Origin of the sequence: Qipengyuania aestuarii, assembly GCF_019711535.1 — a bacterium.
Taxonomy (GTDB): Bacteria; Pseudomonadota; Alphaproteobacteria; order Sphingomonadales; family Sphingomonadaceae; genus Qipengyuania; species Qipengyuania aestuarii.
In genome coordinates this window covers 107,666-133,218 of the sequence record NZ_JAIGNP010000002.1, presented here as the reverse complement: position 1 = coordinate 133,218, position 25,553 = coordinate 107,666, and the positions used below count along the sequence as shown (strand labels likewise).

Annotated in this window: 22 protein-coding genes; 10 read left to right on the top strand and 12 right to left on the bottom strand. The window is 59.1% G+C overall.

Annotation, left to right across the window (positions count from 1 at the left end; genetic code table 11):
* Positions 1–458 precede the first annotated feature (458 nt).
* Genes K3175_RS05885 through K3175_RS05875 form a run of 3 tightly spaced genes read right to left on the bottom strand, consistent with a single transcriptional unit; the run spans position 459 to position 3,184 of the window.
* Positions 459–677, bottom strand: a complete 219-nt coding sequence (locus K3175_RS05885) for a hypothetical protein (RefSeq protein ID WP_221542472.1) — start codon at positions 675–677, stop codon at positions 459–461.
* A gap of 45 nt (positions 678–722) precedes the next feature.
* On the bottom strand, positions 723–1,979 hold the full coding sequence (locus K3175_RS05880; RefSeq protein ID WP_221542471.1) for a S8 family peptidase: 1,257 nt from the start codon (positions 1,977–1,979) through the stop codon (positions 723–725).
* 26 nt (positions 1,980–2,005) lie between these two features.
* Positions 2,006–3,184, bottom strand: coding sequence for a hypothetical protein (locus K3175_RS05875; protein WP_221542470.1), 1,179 nt, complete (start codon positions 3,182–3,184; stop codon positions 2,006–2,008).
* A gap of 341 nt (positions 3,185–3,525) precedes the next feature.
* On the opposite strand from K3175_RS05875, the gene K3175_RS05870 reads away from it, so the two are divergent.
* The 5 genes from K3175_RS05870 to K3175_RS05850 all read left to right on the top strand — a co-directional run bounded on the left by K3175_RS05870 (position 3,526) and on the right by K3175_RS05850 (position 8,984).
* Complete coding sequence (locus tag K3175_RS05870) at positions 3,526–3,771, top strand: hypothetical protein (protein ID WP_221542469.1); 246 nt, start codon at positions 3,526–3,528, stop codon at positions 3,769–3,771.
* 49 nt (positions 3,772–3,820) lie between these two features.
* The gene (locus tag K3175_RS05865; protein WP_221542468.1) at positions 3,821–4,765 is read left to right on the top strand and encodes a hypothetical protein; all 945 of its coding nucleotides are present in this window, start codon (positions 3,821–3,823) and stop codon (positions 4,763–4,765) included.
* A gap of 131 nt (positions 4,766–4,896) precedes the next feature.
* Complete coding sequence (locus tag K3175_RS05860) at positions 4,897–5,694, top strand: hypothetical protein (RefSeq protein ID WP_221542467.1); 798 nt, start codon at positions 4,897–4,899, stop codon at positions 5,692–5,694.
* Entirely contained in the window at positions 5,687–7,729 is a 2,043-nt protein-coding gene (locus K3175_RS05855) for a DEAD/DEAH box helicase (protein WP_221542466.1), read from the top strand. The genes K3175_RS05860 and K3175_RS05855 overlap by 8 nt, the downstream gene beginning before the upstream one ends.
* Positions 7,647–8,984: a helicase-related protein gene (locus K3175_RS05850; RefSeq protein ID WP_345719348.1), complete on the top strand. Its 1,338-nt coding sequence runs from the start codon at positions 7,647–7,649 to the stop codon at positions 8,982–8,984. Before K3175_RS05855 ends, K3175_RS05850 begins: the two co-directional genes overlap by 83 nt.
* A gap of 263 nt (positions 8,985–9,247) precedes the next feature.
* Here the strand turns inward: K3175_RS05850 and K3175_RS05845 are convergent, their stop codons facing one another.
* On the bottom strand, positions 9,248–10,189 hold the full coding sequence (locus K3175_RS05845) for a LysR family transcriptional regulator (protein WP_221542464.1): 942 nt from the start codon (positions 10,187–10,189) through the stop codon (positions 9,248–9,250).
* A gap of 107 nt (positions 10,190–10,296) precedes the next feature.
* On the opposite strand from K3175_RS05845, the gene K3175_RS05840 reads away from it, so the two are divergent.
* Genes K3175_RS05840 through K3175_RS05825 form a run of 4 tightly spaced genes read left to right on the top strand, consistent with a single transcriptional unit; the run spans position 10,297 to position 13,184 of the window.
* Entirely contained in the window at positions 10,297–11,184 is an 888-nt protein-coding gene (locus K3175_RS05840) for an SDR family oxidoreductase (protein ID WP_221542463.1), read from the top strand.
* On the top strand, positions 11,177–11,926 hold the full coding sequence (locus tag K3175_RS05835; protein ID WP_221542462.1) for an SDR family NAD(P)-dependent oxidoreductase: 750 nt from the start codon (positions 11,177–11,179) through the stop codon (positions 11,924–11,926). The genes K3175_RS05840 and K3175_RS05835 overlap by 8 nt, the downstream gene beginning before the upstream one ends.
* A gap of 35 nt (positions 11,927–11,961) precedes the next feature.
* The gene (locus K3175_RS05830; protein WP_221542461.1) at positions 11,962–12,699 is read left to right on the top strand and encodes an SDR family oxidoreductase; all 738 of its coding nucleotides are present in this window, start codon (positions 11,962–11,964) and stop codon (positions 12,697–12,699) included.
* A 41-nt stretch (positions 12,700–12,740) separates the two neighbouring features.
* Complete coding sequence (locus tag K3175_RS05825) at positions 12,741–13,184, top strand: GFA family protein (protein ID WP_221542460.1); 444 nt, start codon at positions 12,741–12,743, stop codon at positions 13,182–13,184.
* A gap of 611 nt (positions 13,185–13,795) precedes the next feature.
* Here the strand turns inward: K3175_RS05825 and K3175_RS05820 are convergent.
* The 3 genes from K3175_RS05820 to K3175_RS05810 all read right to left on the bottom strand — a co-directional run bounded on the left by K3175_RS05820 (position 13,796) and on the right by K3175_RS05810 (position 16,429).
* Entirely contained in the window at positions 13,796–14,932 is a 1,137-nt protein-coding gene (locus K3175_RS05820; protein WP_221542459.1) for a Gfo/Idh/MocA family protein, read from the bottom strand.
* 102 nt (positions 14,933–15,034) lie between these two features.
* Positions 15,035–15,598: a nuclear transport factor 2 family protein gene (locus tag K3175_RS05815; protein WP_221542458.1), complete on the bottom strand. Its 564-nt coding sequence runs from the start codon at positions 15,596–15,598 to the stop codon at positions 15,035–15,037.
* Between the two features lie 90 nt (positions 15,599–15,688).
* On the bottom strand, positions 15,689–16,429 hold the full coding sequence (locus K3175_RS05810) for an SDR family NAD(P)-dependent oxidoreductase (RefSeq protein ID WP_247710754.1): 741 nt from the start codon (positions 16,427–16,429) through the stop codon (positions 15,689–15,691).
* 79 nt (positions 16,430–16,508) lie between these two features.
* On the opposite strand from K3175_RS05810, the gene K3175_RS05805 reads away from it, so the two are divergent.
* The gene (locus tag K3175_RS05805) at positions 16,509–17,168 is read left to right on the top strand and encodes a TetR/AcrR family transcriptional regulator (protein ID WP_247710753.1); all 660 of its coding nucleotides are present in this window, start codon (positions 16,509–16,511) and stop codon (positions 17,166–17,168) included.
* Between the two features lie 504 nt (positions 17,169–17,672).
* On the opposite strand, the gene K3175_RS05800 is transcribed toward K3175_RS05805, so the two are convergent.
* The 5 genes from K3175_RS05800 to K3175_RS05780 form a co-directional block, all read right to left on the bottom strand.
* Positions 17,673–18,452: an alpha/beta fold hydrolase gene (locus K3175_RS05800; protein ID WP_221542457.1), complete on the bottom strand. Its 780-nt coding sequence runs from the start codon at positions 18,450–18,452 to the stop codon at positions 17,673–17,675.
* Positions 18,453–18,776: 324 nt separating this feature from the next.
* A complete protein-coding gene (locus K3175_RS05795; protein ID WP_221542456.1) occupies positions 18,777–21,914 on the bottom strand; it encodes a PAS domain S-box protein in 3,138 nt (1,045 codons plus the stop codon).
* Between the two features lie 436 nt (positions 21,915–22,350).
* Entirely contained in the window at positions 22,351–23,577 is a 1,227-nt protein-coding gene (locus K3175_RS05790; RefSeq protein ID WP_221542455.1) for an aspartyl protease family protein, read from the bottom strand.
* 246 nt (positions 23,578–23,823) lie between these two features.
* Positions 23,824–24,456 carry a tyrosine-type recombinase/integrase gene (locus tag K3175_RS05785; RefSeq protein ID WP_221542454.1) on the bottom strand — a complete coding sequence of 211 codons (633 nt, stop codon included), beginning with the start codon at positions 24,454–24,456 and terminating at the stop codon, positions 23,824–23,826.
* Positions 24,457–24,616: 160 nt separating this feature from the next.
* On the bottom strand, positions 24,617–25,462 hold the full coding sequence (locus tag K3175_RS05780; protein WP_247710752.1) for a LysR family transcriptional regulator: 846 nt from the start codon (positions 25,460–25,462) through the stop codon (positions 24,617–24,619).
* Positions 25,463–25,553 lie beyond the last annotated feature (91 nt).

The window sequence follows — 25,553 nt, the reverse complement described above, 5'->3', positions numbered from 1 at the left end:
AGGCGGTAGAAACCGTTTCAGCTGTATGAGCATCAGCGACTGAGTTGACGAAAGTCTAACGGCAGCTTCGCGCCCCATTTCCGGTCGTTCGAGACCAATCCAAATCTACCCGAAAACAGCCACTCTCTAAAATGTGGTTCCAACCGTTTGCTTGTGTCGTAGGGCCCTGACTATCTGCCGAGTCGCCGCCTACAACCTGGTATAGCAACCGTCGCGCGATGACTTGGACATCCAGCAAATCTCGTCCAAGATCTCTATAGGCGAGCCGCGACCGTCGAGATCGTAATGAAAGGCGCGCTGATGGAGGCTGTGCGCTCACGTCCGTCCTGAGCCTAGGGGAATGTAAGGACATTAAGAGGCGTATGATAAGCCTAAGCCATGCGATCCGATGGCGAGGCCGTTTTCAGTATCGCCTCGAAATATAACCGCGGGCCGCTTCGAGCCGAAGAGCCACGAGCTTATCCAAAAGCGGTAGTGCTGCGTTCGAGGGAATAGCGCCCCTCGGGAAGGATGACGACGCCCATTGCTTCCAGCTTGGCACGGGCTTGTTCCGAAATGTCTCCGGTCGATAGGGTCCTACGACTTGCCAGCGCCACGAAGACCTGAGTATCGGCACGCACGATACGCTCCGCGGAGCGGAAGCACTCGAGTGACGGTGCCTTGACCTTGTACCGCATATGGGGTCTCCTCGGACAGTCATATAGGGACATCTAGTGCTGTTTTCATACCCGATTGACGGCTGTCTCGCAATCAGGACGACCGGACCCTTGCGATGAGCGGTGGTGTCCGAGCGTAACGCTGGTATCGCGGATCAATTCAAATAGGGTATTTCTCTGCGCGGGAATAGCCAGTTCCGGGCGCATCGAGATAAGGAGGGCGGCAAGTCCTGCCACTTGCGGACAGCAGCCGCTCGTACCCCATCCATCGCGCAAGGCACGCACGGCGTTTCCATAAACGATGCGGCCGTTGGGCGGTGTAATTCCTACCAGATCTGGTTTGGGGGCCATTCCCGGTTGGCCATGGTGCTGTCCAGGTCCGCGACTCGAATATGACCACATTGAACCGTCAAGCTTTGCAGCTCCCACGGTAAGAACATCATCGCGACATTTGTGCAGCCAAATCGAGGTGGGAGAATGGCCCGTGGGAGTTCCGCCAACGAGTTCGTGATAGTTGCCCGCGCTGAAGCACACCGTTACGCCCGCCGCAATTGCGTCGTCCAATGCCGGAATAAAGTCGCTATTCATAGGCGGGGGTGGTGGCGAACCTGTCTTAAGGCCAAAGCTATTGCTCGCAATCACCCGCTCTCCGGCGCGCGCCAGCTCGGCCAGCCGGTCGTATATCGCGGCGAGCTCGGTATCGTAGAAGTGCGTCCGTCCAGAAAAGATCTTGGCATCAGGGGCTACCCCGTCAAATACCCCGCCTTCGGCCGTCGTGCCGGCCGCGATTGCAGCGCACATGCTCCCGTGCCCAAGATAGTCGGTCCATGGGTCCTCGCCTTCGGCGGCCCAAGAGCGTGGATGCCGTTTGGAGGTGGGGAACTCGAGACGCGAACCCGCAATCCCGGTGTCGATAATCGCGATTACGACATCACCGCCGCGGGACTGGTCCCACGCCTTCCTCGCCCCGATCAGGTCGATCACGTCATCGAGCGAGGGATCGGCGGAATCTTCCGGTACGAAAGACATGGGGCCGAAGAAATCAAGGTCTTCCAGATCGTACCGGAAATCCTCGACTATCTCGGCATCAAACTCCCGCATAAAAAGCGAGAAGGTCTCGCCCATGAGCGGCGCATGTCCCTCGGGCACTTCAACGCTCAGCACCTTGCGTTCGGGCAGGGCAACAACGACCGAAGCACCAACCGTCTCTATAGCCATCGAGGCTTCCAACGCTTCTCGAGAAGAGAACCGAACTTTGTATCTCTTGGCCTCGCCGCGCCGCTCTTCGAGCAGGTCTGGGTTCTCATCTAATTCGGTTTCCAAGCGCTTTCTCCTCGCCCGATCAGGTTTCAGTTCTGGTTCGATGTCTCTGGTTCGCGCCTCCGCTCAACAGTTTCTGGAAGGCACCTTGCTCCTATACCCTCGAGTGTTTGCACCTTGCGGAAATCGGTCAGCGTCGTCCCGCAAACAAACATCCCACTCGTCGTGACCTTTCCCTTGTATGGATCGTAAAGCGTGAAGCTTGCCACCACTCCTCCCGAGACCGCGACAGCTTTCGCGCCGAGTGCGGTCCACAAATTGCGCCGGGTCAGCAGGCTTCCGCCTTGGTTGTCTAGATAGACCCTGAGGACTTGCGTCCCTTCTGACACGAGTTCGGCCTGCTCGATCGCCTCCGCCAGGCGCACCGAACCATCGGAAGCCGGCTTGGTCCAGCCATCAATGAATGCCTCATAGCGTTTGATCGCCGCTTCTAGCAGCGTCTTTTCATCGCCGCTCGGAGGAGGCGTCGTATGAAGCTTGGCGTTTGCCCTTGTCTGCGCCTTTTCAAGCCGATCTAGGGTGCAAACAACCGGATTGTTGGCCGCCGGGGAAGGCACAAGACGGTATGATGGTATGACTAAGCCGGGCTGTTTCCCAGCGACGGCGCGCACAAGAATTTGACTAGCAAGGTCGGTCTTAACCCCACGTAGCTCGGTATCGGTTCGCAGCATGCCGGCCAGCGCGGACACCGCAGCGCCCACGGTCCCGACCGCGAGTTCTGGGCCCGTCTCCGGTTCGGTGCAGCCAGCGAGTTCGGCCTCCATCAGCGCAACCTTCATTACGGTCTCGACGCCTTCGGTCTCGGCGCGGAAAGTTGTGAGAGAATCGAAGTCAAAATTTTCGCCGCCAGCGATCAGGAGCGTGCCTTTCGGTGGCTCTGCTGCCAAGACGATACGCCTAGCCGCTTCATCGAGCGCTAGAGCAGTCAGCATGGCCACCTCGCTCGACCCGGCACCTTCGCCAAGCGTGACCTTACCTTCAGCTCCCGAGGAAGGGAGAAAGCCGAAGCGGGCTTCGGCCAGCGCGGCCTTTGCCTCGATTTCTGCCTTCAGCGCGTCGTAACGCGCTTTGGACGCCTCGGACCGGGCCTTGGACTGTTGGGCTTCAAGGATTGCTTCATCTACGCTGGAGGCGGGCTCGTCTTGGGCTGCGACTGCACTTGAGAAGGCCGCTAGAAATGCGATAATTATCCGCAATACAATACGCATTTTATTCCCCCATGAACTTTTAAATAAGCGAAGTTGTCTATACTGATGAAAGCTTATTGGCAAATTGACGCGCTTGTAGTTCGACAAGCTCAAGTGTTTTCTCGTACCTACAATTTTCGCCTAGCGGGACGTTTACAGAATAGTCATCGCGCGCAACCCTTTCCCCTCATTGCCGAAGGCAGCTTCGCGCCCCAACATCGGACGTCCGGCCTGGGGCTTTGAAATCGTGAAAGCTGCCGTTCGCTTGGCGTCAGTCGCTGCGGCCGTCGCGTGAAGCCCATGGTTTCGTGCATTGATCATTCGGAATGCTTCGGTAGATTCGAGGAGAACGGAGGTTCTGTATGACCGAACAAGTTGAATTTACAGACGATCCTGAGGTGCGAGATACCGACGACGAAAAAGTCGTTGAGCTCATCTTCTACACCCAGCACCGAATGGGCGGCTCAAGCAAAGCATCAATGCTAGTACCGCGAAGTCTTGCAGGGGAAAGTTGGGCAATTGAACGTGCCAGGACGGCCGGTGCCACAGCGTGCACCAAAGTAGGAGGCGGCGGAGCGATGTCCGTTACCATCTTGGATGGCTGGTGACCGCAGATGATATATGCCGAGATAGCCGTCGTGGGATATTGAGAAGCAAATGACGATAACGCTTGCTTGGGAACGACGTCTCGCGAGCTATTCGGAGATCATATTTTGCTCCGATAGTCGCCTCACAGGCGGTGGCAACATCGACGTCTGCCAAAAAGTATTTCCGCTGCCGCGCGAGGACGGCGGCATCGGATTCTGCGGAAGCACGCTGATCGCCTATCCGATCATCAATCAGTTCATTTCGTATGTGAAAAACTACAAGAAAAATGTTGATCGCGCATTGGATGGCTCGGAGCTTCCGCGCCGGTTTGCCGGACTGGCGAATAGATTCCTCGAATCCTATGTCGATGCCGTCGATTTGGAACGCGAACTGCTTGAGACCACGTTTCTCATAGGGTGCTTCTCGTGGCGTCTGGGTCGACCGATCATTAACAAGATCGTTTTTGACAACGGCCCGAAGCAATACGTCGCGGCCAACTCCCCCTTTCCGAAACCTAAAAGCGCCAGCCTACATAAGGGGGCAAAGCAATTCGGAATGATCGGTGATATCGCACACCACTACTTCGAGGAGCTCGGGCGCCATATCAATTTCGCGAACGCGACGCGGCTCGACATGGAGCCTTTCAGCGCTCTCGCGAGTATGCTGGGAGACCGTGAGTTTTCCGATCGGCGAGGCGCTCATAGCGGAGTGATTGGTGGTGCGCCGCAAATGTTGAAGGTCTATCCCTTTTTCCGAACTGTAGAGTTTGGCGTTCACTGGCCTGACCGCGCGACAGGAAAGTTGTTTCTGAACGGACGCGAGGTATTCGACTTCGAGAAAATTCAGCTTCCTCAAATTGATGCGCGGACACTGGAGGTTCGCTATCCGCTTGAGGATCTTGCGCACGCGTCCGAGTTCGCCTTGCCAGCGGAGGATATCGAGCTTGCGGCGGTCGGTTCGACGGAAAGCAGACACCACGTCGCGGCCGGTAGAGGCAAACCTACAACGAAGTAGTCATTTTTCATTGCTCACTTAGCGCGAAAGAAAATTGCGCTTTTTGTTTCGGTACTGCATTACTAAAGTATTCGCGTGAGCACAGGCTCACCTGAAATGCTGAAGATTCTTCGATTGTTGCGATCTCGCCTATGCCCCTGACACTTGTCCCAATTGACCATGGCGAACTTTGCCACGGCTGGGCATGGACGGTTGATGATGAGGATGTGCTCGCAGAGCGCGTCGCCCGCATCGTGTTGGGCCAATATCGTCATGTCGCGAAAATCTTGAACGGCTCCGGCATACCCGGACCGGCCGCCAATGCCGAGCAGGCCAATGCTGCCATCAAACAACTGACGCTCTCAGAGGGAGCCGATCCCTGGCACCGTGACGGTTGGCTGTTCCAAGCAATCTCATGGATCGCGGCCCATCAGCAACCGTCGGCCTCGCTCACGCGCATGCCGCACATCCGCAAGGCCGATAAAGGGTTTGACGGCATGCAAATGGAACTAAACGACGCCGGTACCGCGATTACCGCGGTTGTCGTCTTTGAGGACAAGGCTACCGACAACGCACGTGGCACGATCCGTGACGATGTCTGGCCGGGCATCGTCGCCCTGGAAAAGGGCGAGCGGCTGAACGAGCTAAGCCAGGAGGTTAGCGGCATGCTAGACGCGCGCGCTGCCGCCGACCCTGAATTCGACCTCGATTCCGCAATCGCGAACACGCTCTGGCATGATGCCCGTCGCTATCGCGTTAGCATCACGATCGGCGACACGCACAATGATGTTTCGGCGCGTGCCAAGCTGTTCAAGGGATTTGATGAAAGCGCGCCGGGAACAGCCGCGCGCCGTCGCGCCGACACCATCTATCTCCCTGCACTGCGCAACTGGATGGCCGACTTCTCTGCCCGCGTGATCATCAAAATAAAAGCGATCGCCAATGTTTGATCCGACCACCGCGGCGTTGATCCGCGCGGCGCCGCCGCTCGAAGGGCTCGACCTCGATAATCTCCCCAAGCTGCTAACCGAAGCCTTTGCTGATATTGTCTCAGCGCGCATTCGGCTGCGCGGCGCGCCGGCGGACGCCGAAGACGAAGCCCTAGTCGCAACCGTGACTGAGCTGCGCCGTATCGCCGCTGCGCACGAAGCCTATGCTGCCTTGCTGCCCGATCGCGAAAACCGCGCTTCAGCTGCCTTCGTCGCAGCCTCGGCGCATCAGGCGATCGCACTGGCGCTACGGAAGGCACAAGCGACCAGCCATGTGGACATGGCAGCGGTAAGTTCTGATGTCTGCGCAACCTTGTTGTTTCTGTTGGCGGAAGCTCATGCAGATGCCTCCGAAGCCGCCAAGCGGATCGTGCCTGCAGGTGATGCGGGCCCGATTGAGCGAGCACTACTCCTTGCGATCCGAAGCTTAGCGCAAGGGCGGCTCGGCGAGCTCGTCGCTAACGATGAGCCGGAAATCGATACCGACGGCGACGATCTTGCCTTGCGGGCGCTCGATGCGCTTCGATTGCTGCTTCTGCGCGGGGTAACCAACCTCGCGCGGCAGTTGCGTCTGCGCGTCGATCTCCTGCCCGAGGCTGGCGGTGTCGTCCCTGCGAGCGAGCTTTTCGCGCAAGTGCGGGCCTTGGCAAGCGAACCCATCGATGGTGTCGGCGTGGAGGAGGAGACGCTACTAAGCCTCTATCCAGGTCCATTGCACCTCGCCAATCTGCTGCTTGGGCTAGAGGGCGATCTACTCGGCACGGCGCTCAGCCGCATCCCTACTCCAGGCGGAGTTGACGAAAACGGCTGGTGGCAAACGCTTCGCCGCATGGCCCGTCAGCGCCCTTATCTCTGGCGCAATCACCGCGAAGCGATCGAAAAGGGTTATCTTGAGCAAGGCGTCTCCTCTGCGATCAGCTTTCCGACCGGAGGCGGCAAGTCGACGCTTGCCGAGCTCAAGATCGCAACTGCGCTGCTTCGCGGCGAGCGGGTCATCTTCCTCGCACCCACTCATGCGCTGGTCGGGCAGACGCAGCGTGCGCTCAAGAACACCTTCCAAGACTACAGCATTCTCGCCGATGTAGACGAGGATGTCGGTATCGGCGATGTCGTCGTGCTAGGCGAAGTCACGGTCATGACACCCGAGCGTTGCCTCATGTTATTATCGGTCGATACGGACGCGTTCACCGATCTGGGCCTTATCGTCTTCGACGAGTGTCATCTGCTTCACCCGCGAGAGGACGACCGCAGCCGACGCGGCCTCGATGCGATGCTCTCGATCCTCAATCTGACCCGTGTCGCGCCTTCGGCTGATCTGCTGCTCCTCTCGGCCATGATGAAAAATACGCAGGAGATCGCTGGATGGGTCGCCTTCCTGACCGGGCGCCAATGCCTCACGCTCGACCTAAGCTGGAAACCGACACGACAGGTACGTGGGTGCGTCGTCTACCCAGCTGAGCAAATCACTGCACTCAAAGATGTCCTTGCTCAAGCGCGCATTGACTATCCGGATCACGACAAGCCGCCTGTCGGGGTGAAGAATGCGCTGCTCGCGCAGCCCTTCGGTCTGTTCAGTCTGCTTCAGACTTGGTCGACCACCGACCGCAGTGACTATGCGCTGCTTCAATTGCTCGCCGATGGCAAGCTGCTGTCGAGCGGCCGGTCTAGGGGAGGCAACTGGTATCTAACTCCCAATGGTAACGAGACCAGCGGCGCAATCGCGGCCGCCGCGGCCAGCGCTGGCATGAAGACATTGGTGTTTGTGCAGACCACAGTCTTTTGCGAGAGCTGCGTCAAAAGGTACCCCGCGCGCTTAGGCGCCACCAAGATTGCACTCAACGAGGACGAGCAGAAATGGCGAACCCTCGCCGAGGAAGAAATGGGCGGAGCCAGCTATTGTTACATGAAACTCGCTGCGGACGGGGACCGCCAGCCATCATGCGCTGCTGCTGCGCGAGGAGCGCGAGCTGCACGAAAGCCTGTTTCGCCGTCCTGACGGGATCAAAACGCTATTCGCAACCTCGACGCTTGCCCAAGGCATGAATCTGCCCAGTGAAGTCGTCATTATCTCTGGTGATAGCCGTTTCGACCCTCAGGCCGATAAGATGCAGAAGCTTGAGGCGCACGAATTGCTGAACGCTGCGGGGCGAGCGGGACGCGCCGGTGAAGGTGCGCAAGGTTTCGTCCTTCTTGTGCCGAGCAAGGTCATCGATTTCGACGATCAGAACAACCAGATCAACGGCCATTGGATGGACCTTCAGGCGATCTTCGAGCAGGCCGACCAATGCCTTGTCATCGAAGATCCGCTAAGAGCGGTCCTCGACAGCATTCACGACGGGATCACTCAAACTGCCGCGTCTTCCTATCTCCTGAGCAAGCTGCCGTTGGCGGTCGTAGGCGCGGAACCCGATCCGGCAGCAGCGTTACTGAACAGGAGCTTCAGCGCTTATCGTGCGATTGTCGCCAGCGACGCCGATTGGCTGAGCACCAGGGTTGCGTCGGCACTCGCCGCGCGAGCCGATCTCGATCTCCCAGAACCCGATCGCTGGATCGAGCAGGTCGCTGGCGCAACCGGGCTCTCCGTCGCTTTGCTGCAGCAGATCGTTGAGCGGCTCGATGCTGGTGCCTTTTCAGGGACAGCTTTGGAGGTCGTAACGGCGCTGCTCGACTGGCTCGACGCTCATCCAAGTCAGTTGCTCAGTCTAGTTCGGCCGGAAAGCTTGGAAGAGATGTTCGGTACGCCATACAAGAGCCTGGCCGATGATGAGGCACGCGGAAAGCATGCGTTGTTCTGGTTACGCAAGCTATGGCCGATATGGATGTCCGGGGTGCCGCTGTGCGAAATCGAGAAAGTACTTCTCGGGCGCACGACCAATCTCAAGCAGTGCAAGAATGCCCGCCATTTCGCGTTGCGGCTCGTGCCCGACCTCGCCTTTCTAGCAGGCATTCCCGGACGCCTGCTTGCGGCCCGGCTGCGCGCGGCGGAAGGCGAGACACCCGTCCCTTCGGTTTTGGCGATGCTGAGCGGTATTGTCCGCGAAGGCTGCGACAGCCCTGAAAGTCTGGCTGTACGCCTCCACTTAACACGCTCTGTTTCGCGCGTTGCCGCCCGCAAACATTATGATGCCATCCGCCAGCATATTCAGCCGGGCACTTCCGACGAGGGATTCGATAACACTCTCGATCGGATCCGGCATGCTGAAATCGTCTTCAGCTTTACAAGCATAGATGATCTAGGTGGAGAAGTTTGAGCGTACAGATAGGTGTGTGCGCACGTCAGAATCTGTTTAAGTCTAGCCAATAGCTGACAGTCAGCAAACGGCCCCGGTTTTGCCGTTTGATCGCCTTATTCACAGGCTTTCGGGTGTCCGGTATACCATAACCAACCTGTAATTTGCGAGTGGCCGGCAAACGCCGATGGATATCGGTCTTAAATACGAATTGATAGAAAAAAATGTGTTTTCAACTACTTCATAATTATACTTCTAAAAGCATTTAATTATCCAACCGTCATCTATTCTCGAAAACCGTCTATCCACATTCGAATCCTGTTAATGACAAATTCTTGGACGATGGTCACCCGCTGTGGCGTGTGCCGCTTGTCTAGACGAACGACGTATATAGGAGCCTCCTCTGCCCGCCATTCGCTCAGCACCTCTACGACAGTCCCGTCTCGCCACTCGGCACTACCCATGAAGGCAGGTCCAAAGCCGACGCCCAGACCTTCTGTTATCATTCCCCATGTTGTGTCGGGATCGTCGAAGATGTGTCTCGGACGGGGGGCGTGGCGGACGATCCCACCGGTCTCTGGATCCTGAAAATGCCAGCTTTCGAGCTGCCTCGAAGCCGGACTGCGAAATCCTACCAGGGCGTGTCGCGCAAGATCCTGCGGCGTGGCGGGTGCCCCATGCTTTTCTATGTATCGTGGAGAAGCGCACGCGACCCATGGAAAAGTGCCTACCTTGCGAACGAAATGGCCAGGTAGTCCAGCGACGCTGCCTGTTCCGATCGCAAGATCGATGCCGCGCTGTGCGATGTTAGAGAAGTCATCTGCCTCTTCCACTTCCAATACGATATCGGGATGCCCTTCGAGGAAGTCGGAAAGGCTGGGCATGAGACAGCGCCGAAAGAGCGCGCCTGCCGCGCTGATCCGCACTTGACCAGCAATCCCCCGATGACCGACGTCGGCAAACGCAGCTTCTGCTTCTTCCACCTCGAGCTGCAATCGTTTCCCGACTTCGAACATTCGATCGCCTTCTGGGGTGAGCGACAGCGAGTGGGTCGAACGGTTGAGGAGTTTCAGTCCGTGCGCGGCTTCTAGTCGGCTGACGGCTTTCGACATCGCCGAGGTTGTCGTGTTTGTACGTCGGGCCGCTTCCGAAAAAGAGCCGGCATCGACGATACGTACGAATGACAGAAGCTGAGATATACTCTTAGGCAACATCTGCTTGGACATGTAGTCAACACTATCATGCGCAATCGAGCGCTACAAGCGTGCCTCTTCTTCGCTGAAAACGTGGATGTCGGAAGTCAGCCCGACATCCAACTTGAAGGAGATAAGCAATGGCCAGGTCATGGTTGATAACAGGCACCTCATCCGGATTCGGACGGGCGCTTACAGAAGAACTGCTGGATCGCGGCGATCGCGTCGCTGCGACGGTCCGCGACCTCGCGGCCATGGACGAGCTCAAGAGAAAGTACGGCTCGCAGTTATGGGTCGCTACGCTCGATGTGACGGATGCCGACGCGATCAGCCAAGTCGTTGGAGCTGCGTTTTATGCGCTTGGCCGCATTGATGTGGTGGTCAACAATGCAGGTTACGGTCTTGCTGGCGCGGCTGAGGAGCTCACCGACGCGCAGATCCGCCATCAGGTCGATACCAACTTGATCGGCTCCATCAACGTCGTTCGCGCCGCGCTGCCGTACTTGCGCGAACAGGGCGGAGGCCGTGTCCTGCAGCTCTCGTCGATGGGTGGCCAGATGGCGTTCCCTGGCCTGAGCCTCTACCACGCGACCAAGTGGGGCATCGAAGGCTTCATCGAGGCCACCGCCCAGGACGTGGGGCCCTTCGGCATTGAATTCACAATCGTGGAACCCGGCAGTGCCCGAACCAACTTCGGTGGGAGCAGCATGGCAGCGGGCAAGCCCTTGCCGGTCTACGACGCCACTCCGGTAGGCGAGCTTCGCCGTGCCGCGACCTCAGGCGCGTTTCCCACCCCCGGCGACCCGCGCAAAATGGCACAGGCGATGATCGATTCGGTCTATTGCCGCCCTGCCCCGCGCCGCTTGGCTTTGGGGAGCGACGCCTATGCGATGATCCGTGAGACCCTCACCGGCCGGATTGCCGAATTGGATGCACAGCGTGCGGTCGCTCTCTCGACCGATTTCGACGTTGAGGGGTCGTCGACCCTCGTCGGCTCGTCGCGGACGCAGGAGATGGTCGATGCGTAGCCGGTTTCAGGACCAAGTCGTGCTGGTGACCGGCGCGACCGGAGGCTTGGGACGCGCGTTGGCTGACGCCTTCGCCGCCGAAGGGGCGCGTGTTGCCATTGCCGCCCGACGGGAAGCCGAAGGTCGAGCGCTTGCAGAGAAGATCGGCCGCCGAGCCTTGTTCGTTCCATTGGAGGTGGAGGACGAAACATCATGGGCGAATGCTTTGGCTGCGACCGAGAACCAGCTCGGCCCGGTATCGGTGCTCATCAACAACGCCGCGCACATCGCGATCGGTGGTGTCGAGGCCGTACCGTTGCAAGAATGGCGCAAGGTGCTGGATGCCAACCTTACCGGGCCGCTTCTCGGCATCCGGGCGGTAGCACCCTCCATGCGGCGCGCGGGCGGCGGATCGATCGTCAACGTGTCGTCGATCGCTGGTCTCCATGTAACGCCGGGTATGGCAGCGTATGGAGCAAGCAAGTGGGGTCTGCGCAGCGTGACGCTGACCGCCGCCCATGAGCTCGCCCGCTACAATATCCGGGTGAACGCCGTGCACCCCGGGATCATCGACACCCCTCTCGCCTACGATCCCGGCTCGGGTGAGGAGCTCGTGCCCGTGGTCGACTTCGCTATCCCGCGCATGGCCTCGGCGGCCGAGATCGCCCGCTATGTCCTGTTCGTCGCATCTGACGAAGCAGGATTTTCCACCGGATCCGAATTCGTCGCCGATGGCGGCTACGGGCTCGGGCCGGTCAACTGAGCCCAGATTGCTGCGAGAGCAGCCGGAGAACGACAATGACCCTGCATTCCAATATCCAGACCCTGACCGGCCGATCCGTGCTGGTCATCGGAGGCACCTCGGGCATCGGTCTGAGCGTAGCGCTTCAGGCACAGGCTGAAGGCGCACAGGTGACCATTCTTGGTTCCGATGAGGCGCGAGCCAGACAGGTGGCCAGCGACCACGGATTTGCCGGGTGGCGCGCCGCCGACGTCGGCCAGCCCGAGGCAATGATCAAAGCGTTGGCCGATGTCGAGAAGGTCGACCATCTGGTGATGCTCGCAGGCAGCTTCGTCATGGGCGGCGTGCTGGAGACCGATATCGACGCGCTTCGCGGCGTGTTCGATCAGCGGCTGTGGGCGGCCATCCATGTGCTGCGGGCCCTTGGAGATCGCTTGGCACCCGATGCGTCGATCACCTTGACGTCAGGCGCGCTCGCCGACCGGCCCAATGCACACGGCACTGCGATCATGGCCGCTGCGTGCGCTGCCTTGGAATCGCTTGCCCGCGCGATGGCGCTGGAGCTGGCGCCCCGACGCTTCAACGCGGTCGCACCGGGGCCGACGGACACGCCTCTGCTGGACAGAGCTCTGGGACCGGCGAAGGACGACTATGTCGCCGCGCTCGCAGGCAGCCTGCCGCTTGGACGGATCGGTACTGCCGACGACGTCGCTTCCGCCATCACCTTCCTGATGTCGCACGGGTGGATGACCGGCGAGACACTTCATGTCGACGGCGGCGCGCGTCTCGTTTAACTCCGCCCTCCACCCTCACAGAATATCAAGAAGGATAGGTCATGACATTTGCCGGAGGCTGCCGATGCGGTGCAGTGCGATACGAACTGGATAGCGAAGAGCTGCCCCTGACCTACGCTTGCCACTGTCTCGACTGCCAGACCTGGAGCGGGAGCGGATTCCTGCTTCATGCCATGGTTCCGGAAGATACGCTCAAGATCAGCGGTGAGGCGGTCCGGTTGCGATTGCCGGCCGACGCCGAAGCAATGCCATCCGAGCATATCGGTTGCGCTGCCTGCCTCACCCGGATCGCCAACACGAACAGCGCCATACCTGGGATGGCGGTTCTGAAGGTAGGCACCCTCGACAGAAGCAACGAGGTCACGCCTGCGGCGCATATCTGGATGAGCCGCGCACAGCCTTGGATCACGCTCGACGAGAATACGCCGATCTTCGAGGAGACGCCCTCTCCCGAAGCCTTCGCCGAGGCAATCGCCGGAGAATGATCCCTCGCAGTTACCGTGCATCGCGCCGATGCACGGTAATGCTTTAAAAATGCGGTGACGGCGGCGTAGACCTCCCAATAGAGGGTTCGGGCCGCCCGCTCGCGCCGCAACGGCCGCCGATGCAGCCTTCGGAGACTTCGTCGTGGTTGCGGTCCCTCTCAACTCACGAACGACATGCCCACCCCGCAACTCGCTGGAATCGTTATCGATACTAACAACTATATGGTCTGGCGTGACCGTAATTATCCACGCGTCGATTCAGGCGAAAAGACGATCTATGAATTGCGGCAGGAGCTACTGCCCTCATCCAAAGTCGTCCAAGCCTTCAGCCACATCCAAACTCCCCGCATGGCGGCGCGCGCGCCCCGCAGGTGCCCCCGATCGCATAGCGGTGCCTGTTTCGAGCAATTATCCTAAGGCGGTGGCCCTGGTTGTGGACCTGCTTCATCACATCGGTTTCGAGACAGTCGACACTTCGCCTCTTAGCGAAGCTTGGCGGAGCGCGCCCGGTCAGCCTGCATGAGTGCTCTCAACGAGCATACCAAGCCAGAACTCGTCGCCAATCTAGCACGTGCACGCCGATTGACTGTATAGGGCCTGATCTCGGATGCTCAGAGAGCTTCGGAGGGTGACACGTGCTGCCGACGCCCGGTCTTGGCGGATCGCGTAATCGCATTGAGCACCCGGTGACGCTCCAGCGCGACAGAGAAGTCGGGCGCTACCGACGACCCGTCAGCGATGTCGCGGGCGAATTGCGCGTAAAGCCGAGCGACACCCGCCGCGCCCGGACCGAGATGTCGATCAGGGGCGAAGTAGGCGGGAGGCACCGCCAAGCGGCGCATGGGGTCGCGGCCCCGGCAAACCGTGATCACGAGGTCGCCGAAATGGAGATAGCCGGTTGCCGTCTCGATGCGGAGGCTGCCTTCGGTACCTTGTATTTCCCATACCATGGCAGGGCCGGCGGGCTGCCCGGCGCTGTAGTGCATGGAGGCAACGATCCCGTTTTCGAGCAGACCGGCGACGATGATCTCGTCCGGCACGTCTTTCGCAAGCGTCTCGCCGTCGGAAAGGCGGACGCCGTCACCGCGCTGATTTGCAGCGATGGCAGACAGACTCTCGAAGGTACCGAGAACGCGTGCAAGCGGTTCGAGTGCATGCCCGAGCGCGATGCTGAGAAACGTCGCCCCGTGCTCGGCGCGCGCCATAAACGCGAACGGCGCATCGAACCGGCCAGTCCACATCTCCTCGGTCGGATGCGCCCGGATGCTGGTGCTTATCGGCCTGCCGATCAGACCTTGGCGGACGATATCGGAGAGGAACTGGATCGGCGGGTGCAAGGCGCCCTGCAGGCCGATCAGCGTTCTCGCACCCCGTTCGCGAGCGAGCGCAGTCAGTTTCTCGGCTTCCGCCAGATTCCGGGCGAGCGGCCATTCGCAGTAGACCATCTTTCCCGCAGATAGCGCGTCGGAGACGATGCGATGATGTTCCGGTACCTTCACGGCAACCCCTACGAGGTCGACCTCGGACCTCTCCACAAGCGCTAGATGCGTATCGAAGGCAAGGTCGATGCCTAGCTGTTGCGCGGTGGCGGTCGCACTTTCCATACGCGTCGTACTGACGGCGCGGATCTGAAACGCTTCCAACGTCCGGAGGGCGGGAACGTGTGCAGCCTTGGCCCATCCACGCTCTGCGCTGGCACCGACGATGCCGACCCCTATCGCTCGGGGAGTTGCTTGCGAATAAGTCATGCCGAAGTCCTGGAACCTGATTTCGTGGGACTTACGGCTGTCTCGTCCGCTAGCGCGGGCGGAAACGACAGCCGTCAGCCATTTGAGATGTGAGCCGAAATGCTATTTCCGGCGCACGACCTCTGAAATGCCGAACGAATCCTCCAGCATGTGATATTTCACAATCAGCCCGTCGCGGACGACGATCTCGTAGGCGAAATCGGTCGTGATCAGCTCGCCGTTCCCGAGGTAGCGGGAATCGAGCGAGCCCAGCATGAGGACCTTGTCGCCCTTGGTGAACGTGTCCGTCACCTCGAAGCGCTCGAGTTTCAGGTTCGCGAACATGAGCGTGTAGAAGTCCTCGATCCCGGCACGCCCCGTACGCCGACCGATCCACGGGACATTGGCCGTGTCGCCCTCGATGTTCCAATCGATGCTCTCGTCGAAGAACTTCGCGAGTTCCTTGGGTTTCTCTCCCGCTTGAAGCGCTTCGAAGAGCTGATTCACCACTGCGATCGGCTCTTGCGAGTTCGCTGCGGATCGGGTGACGGGATTTTCCGTCGTGGCGGTGGCGGCGTGCGCGCATGCCGCGGTCGTACACATGAGACCCGCGAATGCGGCACCGATCAGAAGGCTTCTCCCGAGGAAGGAGAAGGGCTTTCCATCTATCCTTTTCATCTTGTTCATTTCGTTGACTCCAAGGTTCAATGTCATCTTCGCAATGCGGCCGACGACCTGCGTATTCAGTCGATCGCCAGGCTGCTTCGGCGCCGAAGATCAGGCCAGCAGACCGCCATCGACGGTGACGATCGATCCGGTTATGTGCTTGGCGGCCGGACTGGCCAGGAAGGCGACTGCCGCAGCGACATCGCCCGGCTCGCCGTATCGGCCGAGCGGCATCAGGCTGCGCTGATAGTCACTGCTTTCCCCGTCAGCCGGATTCATGTCGGTGTTGGTCGAGCCCGGCTGCACGAGGTTGGACGTGATGTTCTGGGGACCGAGTTCCTGTGCCAGTCCGCGGGTGAAGGACTGGAGCGCGGACTTGGTCATGTAGTAGACTGTACCGGGGGTGCCGACGATGCGATCGGCACCGGCAGAGCCGATGTTGATGACACGCCCCCCTGCGGGCAGATGGGGAATGGCAGCCTTGGTCGTGAGGATCGGGCCGCGTACATTGACCGCGAACATCGCGTCGATGTCCTCGTACTCGAAATCGGCGATCATGTTGTATCGCGCGATGCCGGCATTGTTGACAAGGATGTCGAGTCCGCCGAGCGCGGCCACTGCCTCATCGACCGACCGCTCGGCAGCGACGGGATCGCCGTTGTCCGCCTGGATGGCGAATGCCTTGCGCCCCAGACTCTCGATCTTCGACACCACATCTTCCGCTCGGTCCGGCGAGTTCTGAAACGTGATGGCCACATCGGCACCGTTCTCCGCGAGCGCGACCGCGATGGCGGCCCCGATTCCTCGGGATGCCCCGGTCACCAGAGCGCGCTTTCCGGATAGATCAATCATTGCAAGTTCCTTTTTACAGCGTTCGCTGCATTAACTGGCGTCGTTGCAATCCGCGGTCAAGATGTTTATGCAGTGATCGATGAAAAAAGATTTCGAGCACTCCGATACACCAGCGCCTCGCAAGCGCGGCCGACCACGCACTTTCGATCGCGAGGCGGCGCTCGGGACAGCGATGAAGCTGTTCTGGGCAAGGGGCTATGAAGGGACCTCGATCGCGGATCTGACCGATGCGCTGGGAATCGGGGTAAAGAGTCTTTATGCCGCCTTCGGATCGAAGGACGCTCTCTATGAAGAGGCGCTTGGCTACTACACCAGAAGCTACGAGCACCTGACACTGGGTCGGTTTCGCGAAGCTGCGACCGTCCGCGAAGCGATGCTCTGCTATCTGGTGGACACGGCGGCCGCGATCACGGGGGCGGACAGCGACCTTCCTCGTGGATGCATGGTCAATCTCGGTACGGTCGGAGGCGACGGCCATGACGAGCTGCGCGAACTCATGCGCACCGCTCGCACAAGCGCGTATGACGTGCTCACCGAGCGCCTTGAACGTGCCGTTGCCGAGGGTGAACTTCCTGCCTCGGTCAATGTCGGAAAGCTCGCGCGCTACCTGCAGACCATACAGAGCGGCATGGCGATCCGGGCGCGTGACGGAGCGGACAGAGCGGAATTACAGGCAGTCGCCGAACTGGCCATCGCGGGGTGGGAGGGCATGATCGAACTCGCCAGCGAAAAGGACTGAGTCAAAGATCGTGGGCATGAAGAGATGGAGGAACCGATCCAGGCCGCAGTGCGGTGCGGCGACACCCGCTAGGCCTTTTACGTGGACGCAATCCGCCGCTGGGCCGACAGCGTGATTGCGGTGAGCGGTAAGGTCGGGACTGATGCGATCATCGATAAAGCGAGCGCTGAATTGCGAGCCGACCTTCTAACGCTGATTCGCTAGAAACGCTCCAGATCAGTCAAAGCACCGTAGTATTCCTAATGAACAATCGGCGATCGATCCGCGCATCGCATTGCGAACAAGAAACGCCAGCGTGACGATGAACGGCGGCCACGGAGCGCACAGCTGACATCCGGAGGGGAATGTGGGCTTATGGGTCGCCAACCGAATGTCGGCTATGTAGCGCCAAATCACCAGTACCGGACAGACCGCTATCGGCCCCACAAAGGACCTTACAATGGCGCCAGTCCCTGCATAGGCCTTCGTTTTGCTAATCACCCAGTTGCGGTATTATTTCGGTTCCTAGATGCTCGTTGCATCCAGTATCACGCGAACGGTCTCCTCTGGCCGATCCCACATCGGGAAGTGTCCGCTACGCTCGAACCAGTGCAGCGTCGCTTCAGGGAAAGCCTTGATCGCGCGATCCGCCTGCTGCGGTAGACACAGCCGATCCTTTCGTCCCCAGCCGATGACAATTGGCGCAGCCGTTTTTGCAGGACCCTCCTGCATCGCGCCGTTGGCGAGATCCTTCACAAGCGAATTGACGGTGCGCGTGTCAGCCAACGACTTCAATTCGCGCGCGACGAATGCCGGGTCGAGCGCCCACGGCCTTGCAGAGAGCTGGGCCAAAAGCGCGGTCCGGCCGGCGACATTTCCGGTGATGGCAGAAAGCGCCGGTCGTAGCGCGCGAACCAGGGCAACCGATGGCGTTATGGTCGTCTTGAAGAAGGTGCGCTCCCATCCTTGCCAGAAGCCGCCCGGATCCAGTGCGACAACTGCGCCCGCTTGGCCGCGCCGCGCCATCTCCAGCACCAGGCGAGCTCCCAGCGAGCTGCCAACCATATCAATACCTGTGAGATTCTCTGCGCCAAGCCACTGGTTCAGACTGCGCGCGAGACCGTCGAACGTGCCGCTGTCGGCCTCTTCAGGTGTCTGCCCATGGCCTGGCAGGTCTATGGCAATAACCTGCCGGACTTGAGAAAGCGCAGGCGCGATCGTGTCCCACGAGCCGGAGGTTGCCCCCAATCCGTGGACAAGGAGAAGGGGTTTTCCGCGCCCCGTGCGCGTGTAATGCATGGTCATGTAATGGTAACGCCTCGCACCGACTTATAGGCCCGTGGATGTCTACATTGCCGAAGGTGAAGCCAAGAGCGGACGGTCCGCATCCGCCCCAATGCGGACGTCATTCGTTTGTGACGTGAAACCTGAAATAAGCCATCGCCTGCTCAAGTAAGGCCAGTCGCAATCGCATTGCTCGTCCGTACGGATCCGAGTAAACGCCGCAGCCATTGGAATGTGGTTCTGACGTCGAAATGATCAGGTCAATATTCACCGCATAGCGGCGCAATCAAGCGACTGAATCCGGGCGTTCGGCACTGGCCTTCCCGGACTGGCACAAATTCTGGCTCAGCTCGCTTTTCTCAGGCGCGGAAGGCTTTCTTTCAGAAGGTCCCCGCTCCGCGCTGGTTCAGCAAGCAGCGCATGTTCAAGTTGCGAGGCAAGTACGCCAAGGCGATCATCACCGAAAAGGCCGGCAGTGCCGGCGAGCTTGTGCAACAGGTCCTTTAGCTCATCGAGTTCGTTCTGGCCGATCCGGTTCAACCCTAAATTGGCCTCTATCTTCGCGAAGGTTTCCCGCTTTCGCTCAGCGTATTTCTCCTGCAAAGTGCTAGGCAGCGGCATGCCGACATCAGCGGCGGGCAGGGTTTTCCTGCCTTGGCCCCATTGCTCTACAATATCCCTCAAACCCTTGAGCTTGAGCGGCTTCGTAAGATGCGCTTGCATTCCCGCCGCGAGGCACGCTTCGATATCTTCGGCGTAGGCATTGGCTGTCAGGGCGATGATCGGCAATTCGTCCGCATCTATTTTTTCCGCTCGTAATCTTCGAGTTGCCTCCAGCCCATCAACAATGGGCATCTGAACGTCCATAAGAACCATATCGTAGGGTGTGCCGTCCGCCCGAGCGGCTTTGACCAAGTCGATCGCTTCCTGACCGTTGACCGCTATATCGACATCCAAGCCGATGCGCTGCGCCATCGCCTTGATGAGCTCCTGGTTGATATCGTTGTCCTCGGCGACAAGGACACGCGCGCTCATGTTTGCCGGAATGGCGCTGACCGCTTCGTCACCAAGCTGGTTGAGCATCGGAGCCTTAGCTTCGACAAGTGGTAGCACCACGGTGAAGGTCGTCCCTTCTCCTTCTTTGCTCTCTACGGTGATCGAGCCACCCATAAGTTTTGCCAGGTTGTGGCTGATCGTAAGGCCCAGTCCGCTTCCACCATATTTACGCGCCGTCGTGGTTTCTGCCTGAGAGAAGCTCTGGAATACCGCGTCGAGACGGTCAGCAGGAATGCCGATACCCGTGTCTGCGACTTCTATCCGCAAAGATTTGGTGGGCCCTGCGGACGCGATGTCGGCCGAAAGAGAGATGCTCCCTTCATGGGTGAATTTAACGGCGTTACCCAAAAGGTTCAGGACGATCTGCCGCAGCCTGAGCGAATCCCCGACAATGAATTGCGGTACCGCGGCGGCTATATCGAGCGTGAGATCCACGCCCTTTTGTGCGGCCAGCGGGTTCATCAGATTTTTACAACCGCGCAGTTTGTGGCGTATCTCCAGCGGCTCGGCCGAGATTTGCATCTGGCCCGCATCGATCTTGGAAATATCGAGAATGTCGTTGAGCAGACGCATCATCGCTTGCCCGGAATCGGCGATTAATTGCGTGTGCCTGCGCTGCCTTTCGGTCAGCCGGTCAGAAAGGAGCAAATCGGTGAAGCCCAGAACTCCGTTCATGGGTGTGCGTAATTCATGGCTCATATTCGCAAGGAAAGAAGACTTGGCCTCGGCTGCTTCTTCGGCCCGGCGGCGCGCCTCGATAAGATCGAGTTCCATCTGCTTGCGTTCGGTTATGTCGATCGACACTCCGATGTGGCCCATCACCTCCCCATCTTTTCGCCTAATGGGCTGAACCAGCACATCGACCCATGTTTCGCCGCCAGCTTCGTGTTGCCACCGGAACTCGCTACGGTAATCGGTCGACAATTCGGCTGCTTTTGCCCATCCCGCAGATATCCGCTCTGCGTCCTCAGGCGTCATCGCGCTGGTCCAGCCATCGTTCTGCGCCCGTTCGAGGGTAAGCCCGGACATGTGGGTCCAGGCAGAGTTAACATAAGACAGCTGGTTATCCGGGCCCGTCTGGAAAATGCCCACTGGCGCGGCCTCGGCCAGCAGCCGGAATCTTTCCTCGCTCTCCCGCAAACGTTCTTCTGCACCCTTACGAAGGGTTATGTCGCGCAGATTTCCCGCTGTACCGATAAAATTTCCATTTTCATCGGTCAGCCGCCGGACATTCACCAAGATCGAATGGCTGGTGCCGTCGGCATCCGTAAACTTTTGTTCGAGCTGGCATTCGCACATCTCCCCGGAGGCCAGTTTCGGGTAAATAACTTGGGCTTCTTCCAGAAATTCTGGTTCCAGCAATTTCGTGGTGCGCCAACCCAGGCTTTCTTCGACGGTATAGCCCGTCAGGTCCTCCCACGCCGGGTTCAGGAAAACCCAGCGGCCCTGTGCATCAGTCCGAAAGATGACCTCTCTCATATTCTCCAGGATAGACCGGGCCGAATCTCTGCTTGCGCGCAGCTCCCTGCGTGTTTCGGCAAGGCCGGCCAATGCCGCGGCCACCGGCAGGGCCATGAGAAAGCTGCTGGCGAGAAACAGTTGCAAAACGACCAGTTTCGTCGGCAAATCGCCCCGGACGAGCATAATTGGGCCCGACTGGAGCATGGTGGCGACCCATGCGACGATTGAAACAATCATCACCGCCACAGCCGTGCCAGTGATGCCCGTGCGAAAGGCAGCCACGATGAGAATTGGGCAGACGAGGAAAAGGAAAGGGTATTGCGTCTGTGCAAATATGGCGATGCTTACGGCCAGGGCGATCAGGATGGATATTGCCCACTCTCTCATCTCGCCAAGGCTAGGCCTGCGGCGGAGGCGCCAGGCATCGATCCCAATAAGCACAACCGGCGTGACGATCAGCAATCCGAGCCCGTCGGCAGCCGCCCAAGAAAACCAGACCTGCGGTGAGAAGACTGTGCCTGGCGAGGCCAATATCACCGCTGCGATGCAGGCGGAAAGTGCGGGTGCAAGGATGCTGGCCAGAACGAGCCGTGACAGGTCGTAAAGCCTGCTCATATCGTACGGCTCGGGATGTAAAAGGTGAAGGGCCACAAGGACCATCAAAATTTCGGCAGTATTGGTGAAGCTAAGACCAAGAGCCAGCGCAACGCCGTCACCTGCAGCGAGATTAGCAGCACAATTCGCGATGAATGCGGCAAGCAGAAATTGGATGGAAGTACGCCTGTCTGCACGCAGGATAGCAGCCACGACGATAGCATTAGGGATCCAGAGTGCAGCTACGCGGCCACTCTCGCGTGTGAGGCTGATACCGATCCAGGCAAAAATACCGAAAGCTAATGCAAGCAGAACGACCAGACCCAGATTGCCGATTAATCTACGAGCACGCAAATTTTTTTCGGACTGCATGGTGGCGACCCCTACCGATCTTCTGATCTAACGCTTCTAGCCTATAATTAACAAAACCTAAATATTGTATGGGGGATTTTAGCTCGGAATAAGGTGCGTCTGTGACAGGGTTGCCGAACGACGAGAAGAATATTTTTTAATGCGCCGGTCGACCCCCGGCGGCCTGACGAGCAATCGATAAAATTCCGCGAACAGGGTCAGCGCGCGGGGATGCGTACTTTAATGCAGCGGCCGGGTTCTTCATGATCATGTATTTCCATATAGCCATCGTGCAGATTAGCTATTCGCTGGCTATATGCAGGCCCAGGCCCGCTATGCTTCTCTCCCCGAAGAACTGCGTGAAGACCATGACCGGCAGATAACGACCCGATTGCGGTCGTTCTTTATTCGACGAAATCTACCTGAATACGTTCAATCTTCGATCATGCCCCTGCGATCATTCATGTCCAAGGCTAAGTACTACCGACTGGCCATTCCGAACTACGGTCACTTTTTCGGCAGAAGAAGTCGGATGCTCTTCCACCAGCCACTGCACAACGTTGCAAGGCTCCTCTCGCCCAAGAAGCGAATGGCCATCTATCGCAATGACTTCGTCTCCGAGCTCTAACCCTGCGCGTTGCGCAGATGAACCTTCGAAAAGCTGAACGACCCTTGCCGCCCCTTCCACCACCATAATCGCATATCCGGGGTGCTCGGCGCGGATTGCCGGAGCAGCGCGTTCGCTTAACAGGAGGCGCTCGCCCGGATAATCCAAGGTGACATTGTAGCGGTCCAATATGCCCAGACCGATCAGGGACGGTGGCGCATTGCGGGTCGTTGCGGAGAGGGGAGGAAGCAGCGAACCGACTTTCAGATTCTCCACTTCGAACCTGAGCAGATCATTCGCAGAGCCCATGCCTCCGGCGGAAACGCCGTGTGACCCGCGACCTTTATGTAGGCTGTCGGATACTATCGACCGCTGAATGCGCCGATCCTGAATCACCTGGTCGAAAAGAACGAGCGTATCGGAATTGCCGGTGTCGAAAAGCGCGCGATCCTCGAATGCGCCGAAGGCGTAGTCGAAAACGGGAGCATAAGGATAGGAGCCGAGGTGAAGTTGCGTAACGGCGACCGCTGTCGTGTACTCTAGCCCGGAAATATCTTCGATATTGCCAGCGATCTGCATGGTCTGCGCCTCGCCGTCGATATGCCAGACACTTCCCGGAAATATCTCGGAGCCGATCACCCCGCCATCAAAGAAACATCCATCCGGATCGGACAGATTGAAATCCGCAATCAGCACCGGCACGTTCGAAAAGGTCAATCCGCCAATGGTCAGTTGCTCGACAACCGCAATCTCGGTCGTGACCGCTCGCCCGTTCGCGTCCCGTCCTGTGTTCGATCCGATGACGGTAAGGTTCAACTCGTCGGCAAAGTCTCTCGAAATCAGGGTGGGAGAACCCGTGTCAAAGACGAAGCTGCGCGCGTGTCCGTTCAACGCCGCTTGGATCGCAAATTTGCCCATATGCGGAACGAGTGGAATCGTCTCGACATTGTTCTTCCGCTCGACCGCTACCGGCTCTTGCAACGCAGCGACAGCTTCTGGTGCCATTTGCGCTTGTACAGCGGTGGCGCTCGCTAGGGCCGCTATACCAGCGGCTATAATCGCAGGACGATGCATCATCAGATCTCCTCTCGATAACTCTGGCTTTATTACGTTACTGCCCCATGAGTGAACCGGACCTGATCCAAATGAGCGGCTAGTTTTGCGATGAGCCGACAGACCTAAAAGTTGACAGAACTCATCGAACGTCAGCTCTCCAGACCCGAAACAAGACTGTCCGCGCCCCACCCAATCGCTGACGATCAGCGCAGATGTCAGACAACCTGGAAGCGGTCGATCAGGCCTGCCGAACGACCGCTTCTTTGGCTAGATTTCAGTTCGCTCTGCCAAGAGTAAAGCGTCTTCAACATCGACGCCTAAATAGCGCACAGTGTTTTCGATCTTCGTATGGCCGAGCAGTATTTGGATAGCTCGGATGTTGCCGGTTGCGCGGTAGATCATGGCCGCCTTCGTCCGTCGAAGAGAGTGTGTCCCGTATTCCGCTTTGCGCAGTCCAATCGCCGTTACCCATTCATCGACCAGACGCGCATACTGTCGCGTGCTCATGTGGCCAGCGTGATCAACGCGGCTGGGGAATAGATAGTCGCTTGTAGAGCCGCCCCGGCGTTCCAACCACGCTAGTAATGTGGCTCGCACATCGGCCGTGATCTCGAATTGCACAGGCCGATTAGTCTTCTGCTGGATGACGGTTGCGCGATTGCGAATGTCGGTGCCCGCGACCACATCACCGATCTTGATCTTCACCAGATCGCATCCGCGCAGCTTGCTATCGATGGCAAGATCGAACAGGGTTTTATCCCTCAATCGTCCTTCCCGATCGAGATGAAAGCGGATAGCCCAAATCTGCTTCTGCGTTAGCGGACGCTTCGTTCCAACATTCTTGCCGGCATTCCAAGCCGGACGGTGCCGCGTAACTCCATCATAGCGTGAGTGTCCCATTGCATTTCTCCTCGGCCCTGATTGGCCGTGGGAGAAACGCAAAAGAGGTCGCGACTTGTGGGCCGACAGCGGACTGTCCACTTTTGATTTGGAATCGCGAGCAAGCTGACGTTTTCCCGCCAGCGAACAGGACTTTGCTGTCGCAATAAGTCTGGGGTCCTCAGCGGCGCTTCTCGAAGACATTGACCAGGAAATTGGTGACGGCCCGAACGGCGGGGGCGTCGCGGAGGTCTGCGTGAATGACCAACCATACCGGCCTGTCTTCAGGCTGCTCCGGCGCTACGCGCACAATTTCCGGGCAGGCATCGCCCATGATGCAGGGCAGCAGCGCCACCCCCAGCCCGGCGCGCGCGGCCGCGAACTGCGAGTGGAAATCGCCGGTCAGCAGGTCGAGCGGGCGGTCGCCCGCATATTCCTCCAGCCAGCGCTGCTGGGCGACATGGGCGAGGGTTTCGTCGAAGGCGATGAAGCGCCATTCCGCCGGCGGCTGCTTCGCGATCCGCGCGCTTGCATAGAGGGCGAAATCGACCTGCCCGATCCGGCGCACGATGTTCTGCTGCCCCTGCGGTTCGACCATCCGCACGGCCAGGTCCGCCTGCCCGCGATCGAGCGAGGCAATATGGGAATTGGCGGAGAGGACGATCCGCAAGTCTGGATGGGCGGAGCGCAGCGTGCCCATGGCGGAAATGATGATCTGGCTCACGAGGACGGGCGGGGCGGTCAGGCGCACCGTTCCCGTCAGCGTGCCCTGCGCGGCATGGCCTGCGCGCGCGACCTTCAGCGCGCTGTGTTCCATCTCCTGCGCGATGGCCGCGATTTCCCGCCCCTTCTCGGTCAGCGGCGTCGAGCGCGCGAGGCGGCGGATCAGCTGCTGCCCCAGATCGTCCTCCAGAGCGGCAATGCGGCGTGAGACGGTCGCATGGTTTACGCCCAGTCGCCGCGCGGTGGCTGCCAGCGATCCCTCGCGTTCCAGCGCGGCGAGAATGCGCAGATCATCCCAGTTCATCTGATCGTTTTTGCACAGGTGGAGTGCAAAAGCATGCAATTTCGCGGCGCTGCCAAAGGCCTAGAATGGCGCACAGACCCACACAGGAGCC

What these genes read in the sequence shown, in the direction of transcription:
- K3175_RS05820 (WP_221542459.1), bottom strand. Translation starts at nt 14,932, where the DNA reads ATGACTTATTCGCAAGCAACTCCCCGAGCGATAGGGGTCGGCATCGTC.
- K3175_RS05860 (WP_221542467.1), top strand. Translation starts at nt 4,897, where the DNA reads ATGCCCCTGACACTTGTCCCAATTGACCATGGCGAACTTTGCCACGGC.
- K3175_RS05875 (WP_221542470.1), bottom strand. Translation starts at nt 3,184, where the DNA reads ATGCGTATTGTATTGCGGATAATTATCGCATTTCTAGCGGCCTTCTCA.
- K3175_RS05835 (WP_221542462.1), top strand. Translation starts at nt 11,177, where the DNA reads ATGCGTAGCCGGTTTCAGGACCAAGTCGTGCTGGTGACCGGCGCGACC.
- K3175_RS05785 (WP_221542454.1), bottom strand. Translation starts at nt 24,456, where the DNA reads ATGGGACACTCACGCTATGATGGAGTTACGCGGCACCGTCCGGCTTGG.
- K3175_RS05865 (WP_221542468.1), top strand. Translation starts at nt 3,821, where the DNA reads ATGACGATAACGCTTGCTTGGGAACGACGTCTCGCGAGCTATTCGGAG.
- K3175_RS05810 (WP_247710754.1), bottom strand. Translation starts at nt 16,429, where the DNA reads ATGATTGATCTATCCGGAAAGCGCGCTCTGGTGACCGGGGCATCCCGA.
- K3175_RS05845 (WP_221542464.1), bottom strand. Translation starts at nt 10,189, where the DNA reads ATGTCCAAGCAGATGTTGCCTAAGAGTATATCTCAGCTTCTGTCATTC.
- K3175_RS05885 (WP_221542472.1), bottom strand. Translation starts at nt 677, where the DNA reads ATGCGGTACAAGGTCAAGGCACCGTCACTCGAGTGCTTCCGCTCCGCG.
- K3175_RS05805 (WP_247710753.1), top strand. Translation starts at nt 16,509, where the DNA reads ATGAAAAAAGATTTCGAGCACTCCGATACACCAGCGCCTCGCAAGCGC.
- K3175_RS05790 (WP_221542455.1), bottom strand. Translation starts at nt 23,577, where the DNA reads ATGATGCATCGTCCTGCGATTATAGCCGCTGGTATAGCGGCCCTAGCG.
- K3175_RS05825 (WP_221542460.1), top strand. Translation starts at nt 12,741, where the DNA reads ATGACATTTGCCGGAGGCTGCCGATGCGGTGCAGTGCGATACGAACTG.
- K3175_RS05870 (WP_221542469.1), top strand. Translation starts at nt 3,526, where the DNA reads ATGACCGAACAAGTTGAATTTACAGACGATCCTGAGGTGCGAGATACC.
- K3175_RS05830 (WP_221542461.1), top strand. Translation starts at nt 11,962, where the DNA reads ATGACCCTGCATTCCAATATCCAGACCCTGACCGGCCGATCCGTGCTG.
- K3175_RS05800 (WP_221542457.1), bottom strand. Translation starts at nt 18,452, where the DNA reads ATGACCATGCATTACACGCGCACGGGGCGCGGAAAACCCCTTCTCCTT.
- K3175_RS05840 (WP_221542463.1), top strand. Translation starts at nt 10,297, where the DNA reads ATGGCCAGGTCATGGTTGATAACAGGCACCTCATCCGGATTCGGACGG.
- K3175_RS05815 (WP_221542458.1), bottom strand. Translation starts at nt 15,598, where the DNA reads ATGAACAAGATGAAAAGGATAGATGGAAAGCCCTTCTCCTTCCTCGGG.
- K3175_RS05855 (WP_221542466.1), top strand. Translation starts at nt 5,687, where the DNA reads ATGTTTGATCCGACCACCGCGGCGTTGATCCGCGCGGCGCCGCCGCTC.
- K3175_RS05795 (WP_221542456.1), bottom strand. Translation starts at nt 21,914, where the DNA reads ATGCAGTCCGAAAAAAATTTGCGTGCTCGTAGATTAATCGGCAATCTG.
- K3175_RS05780 (WP_247710752.1), bottom strand. Translation starts at nt 25,462, where the DNA reads ATGAACTGGGATGATCTGCGCATTCTCGCCGCGCTGGAACGCGAGGGA.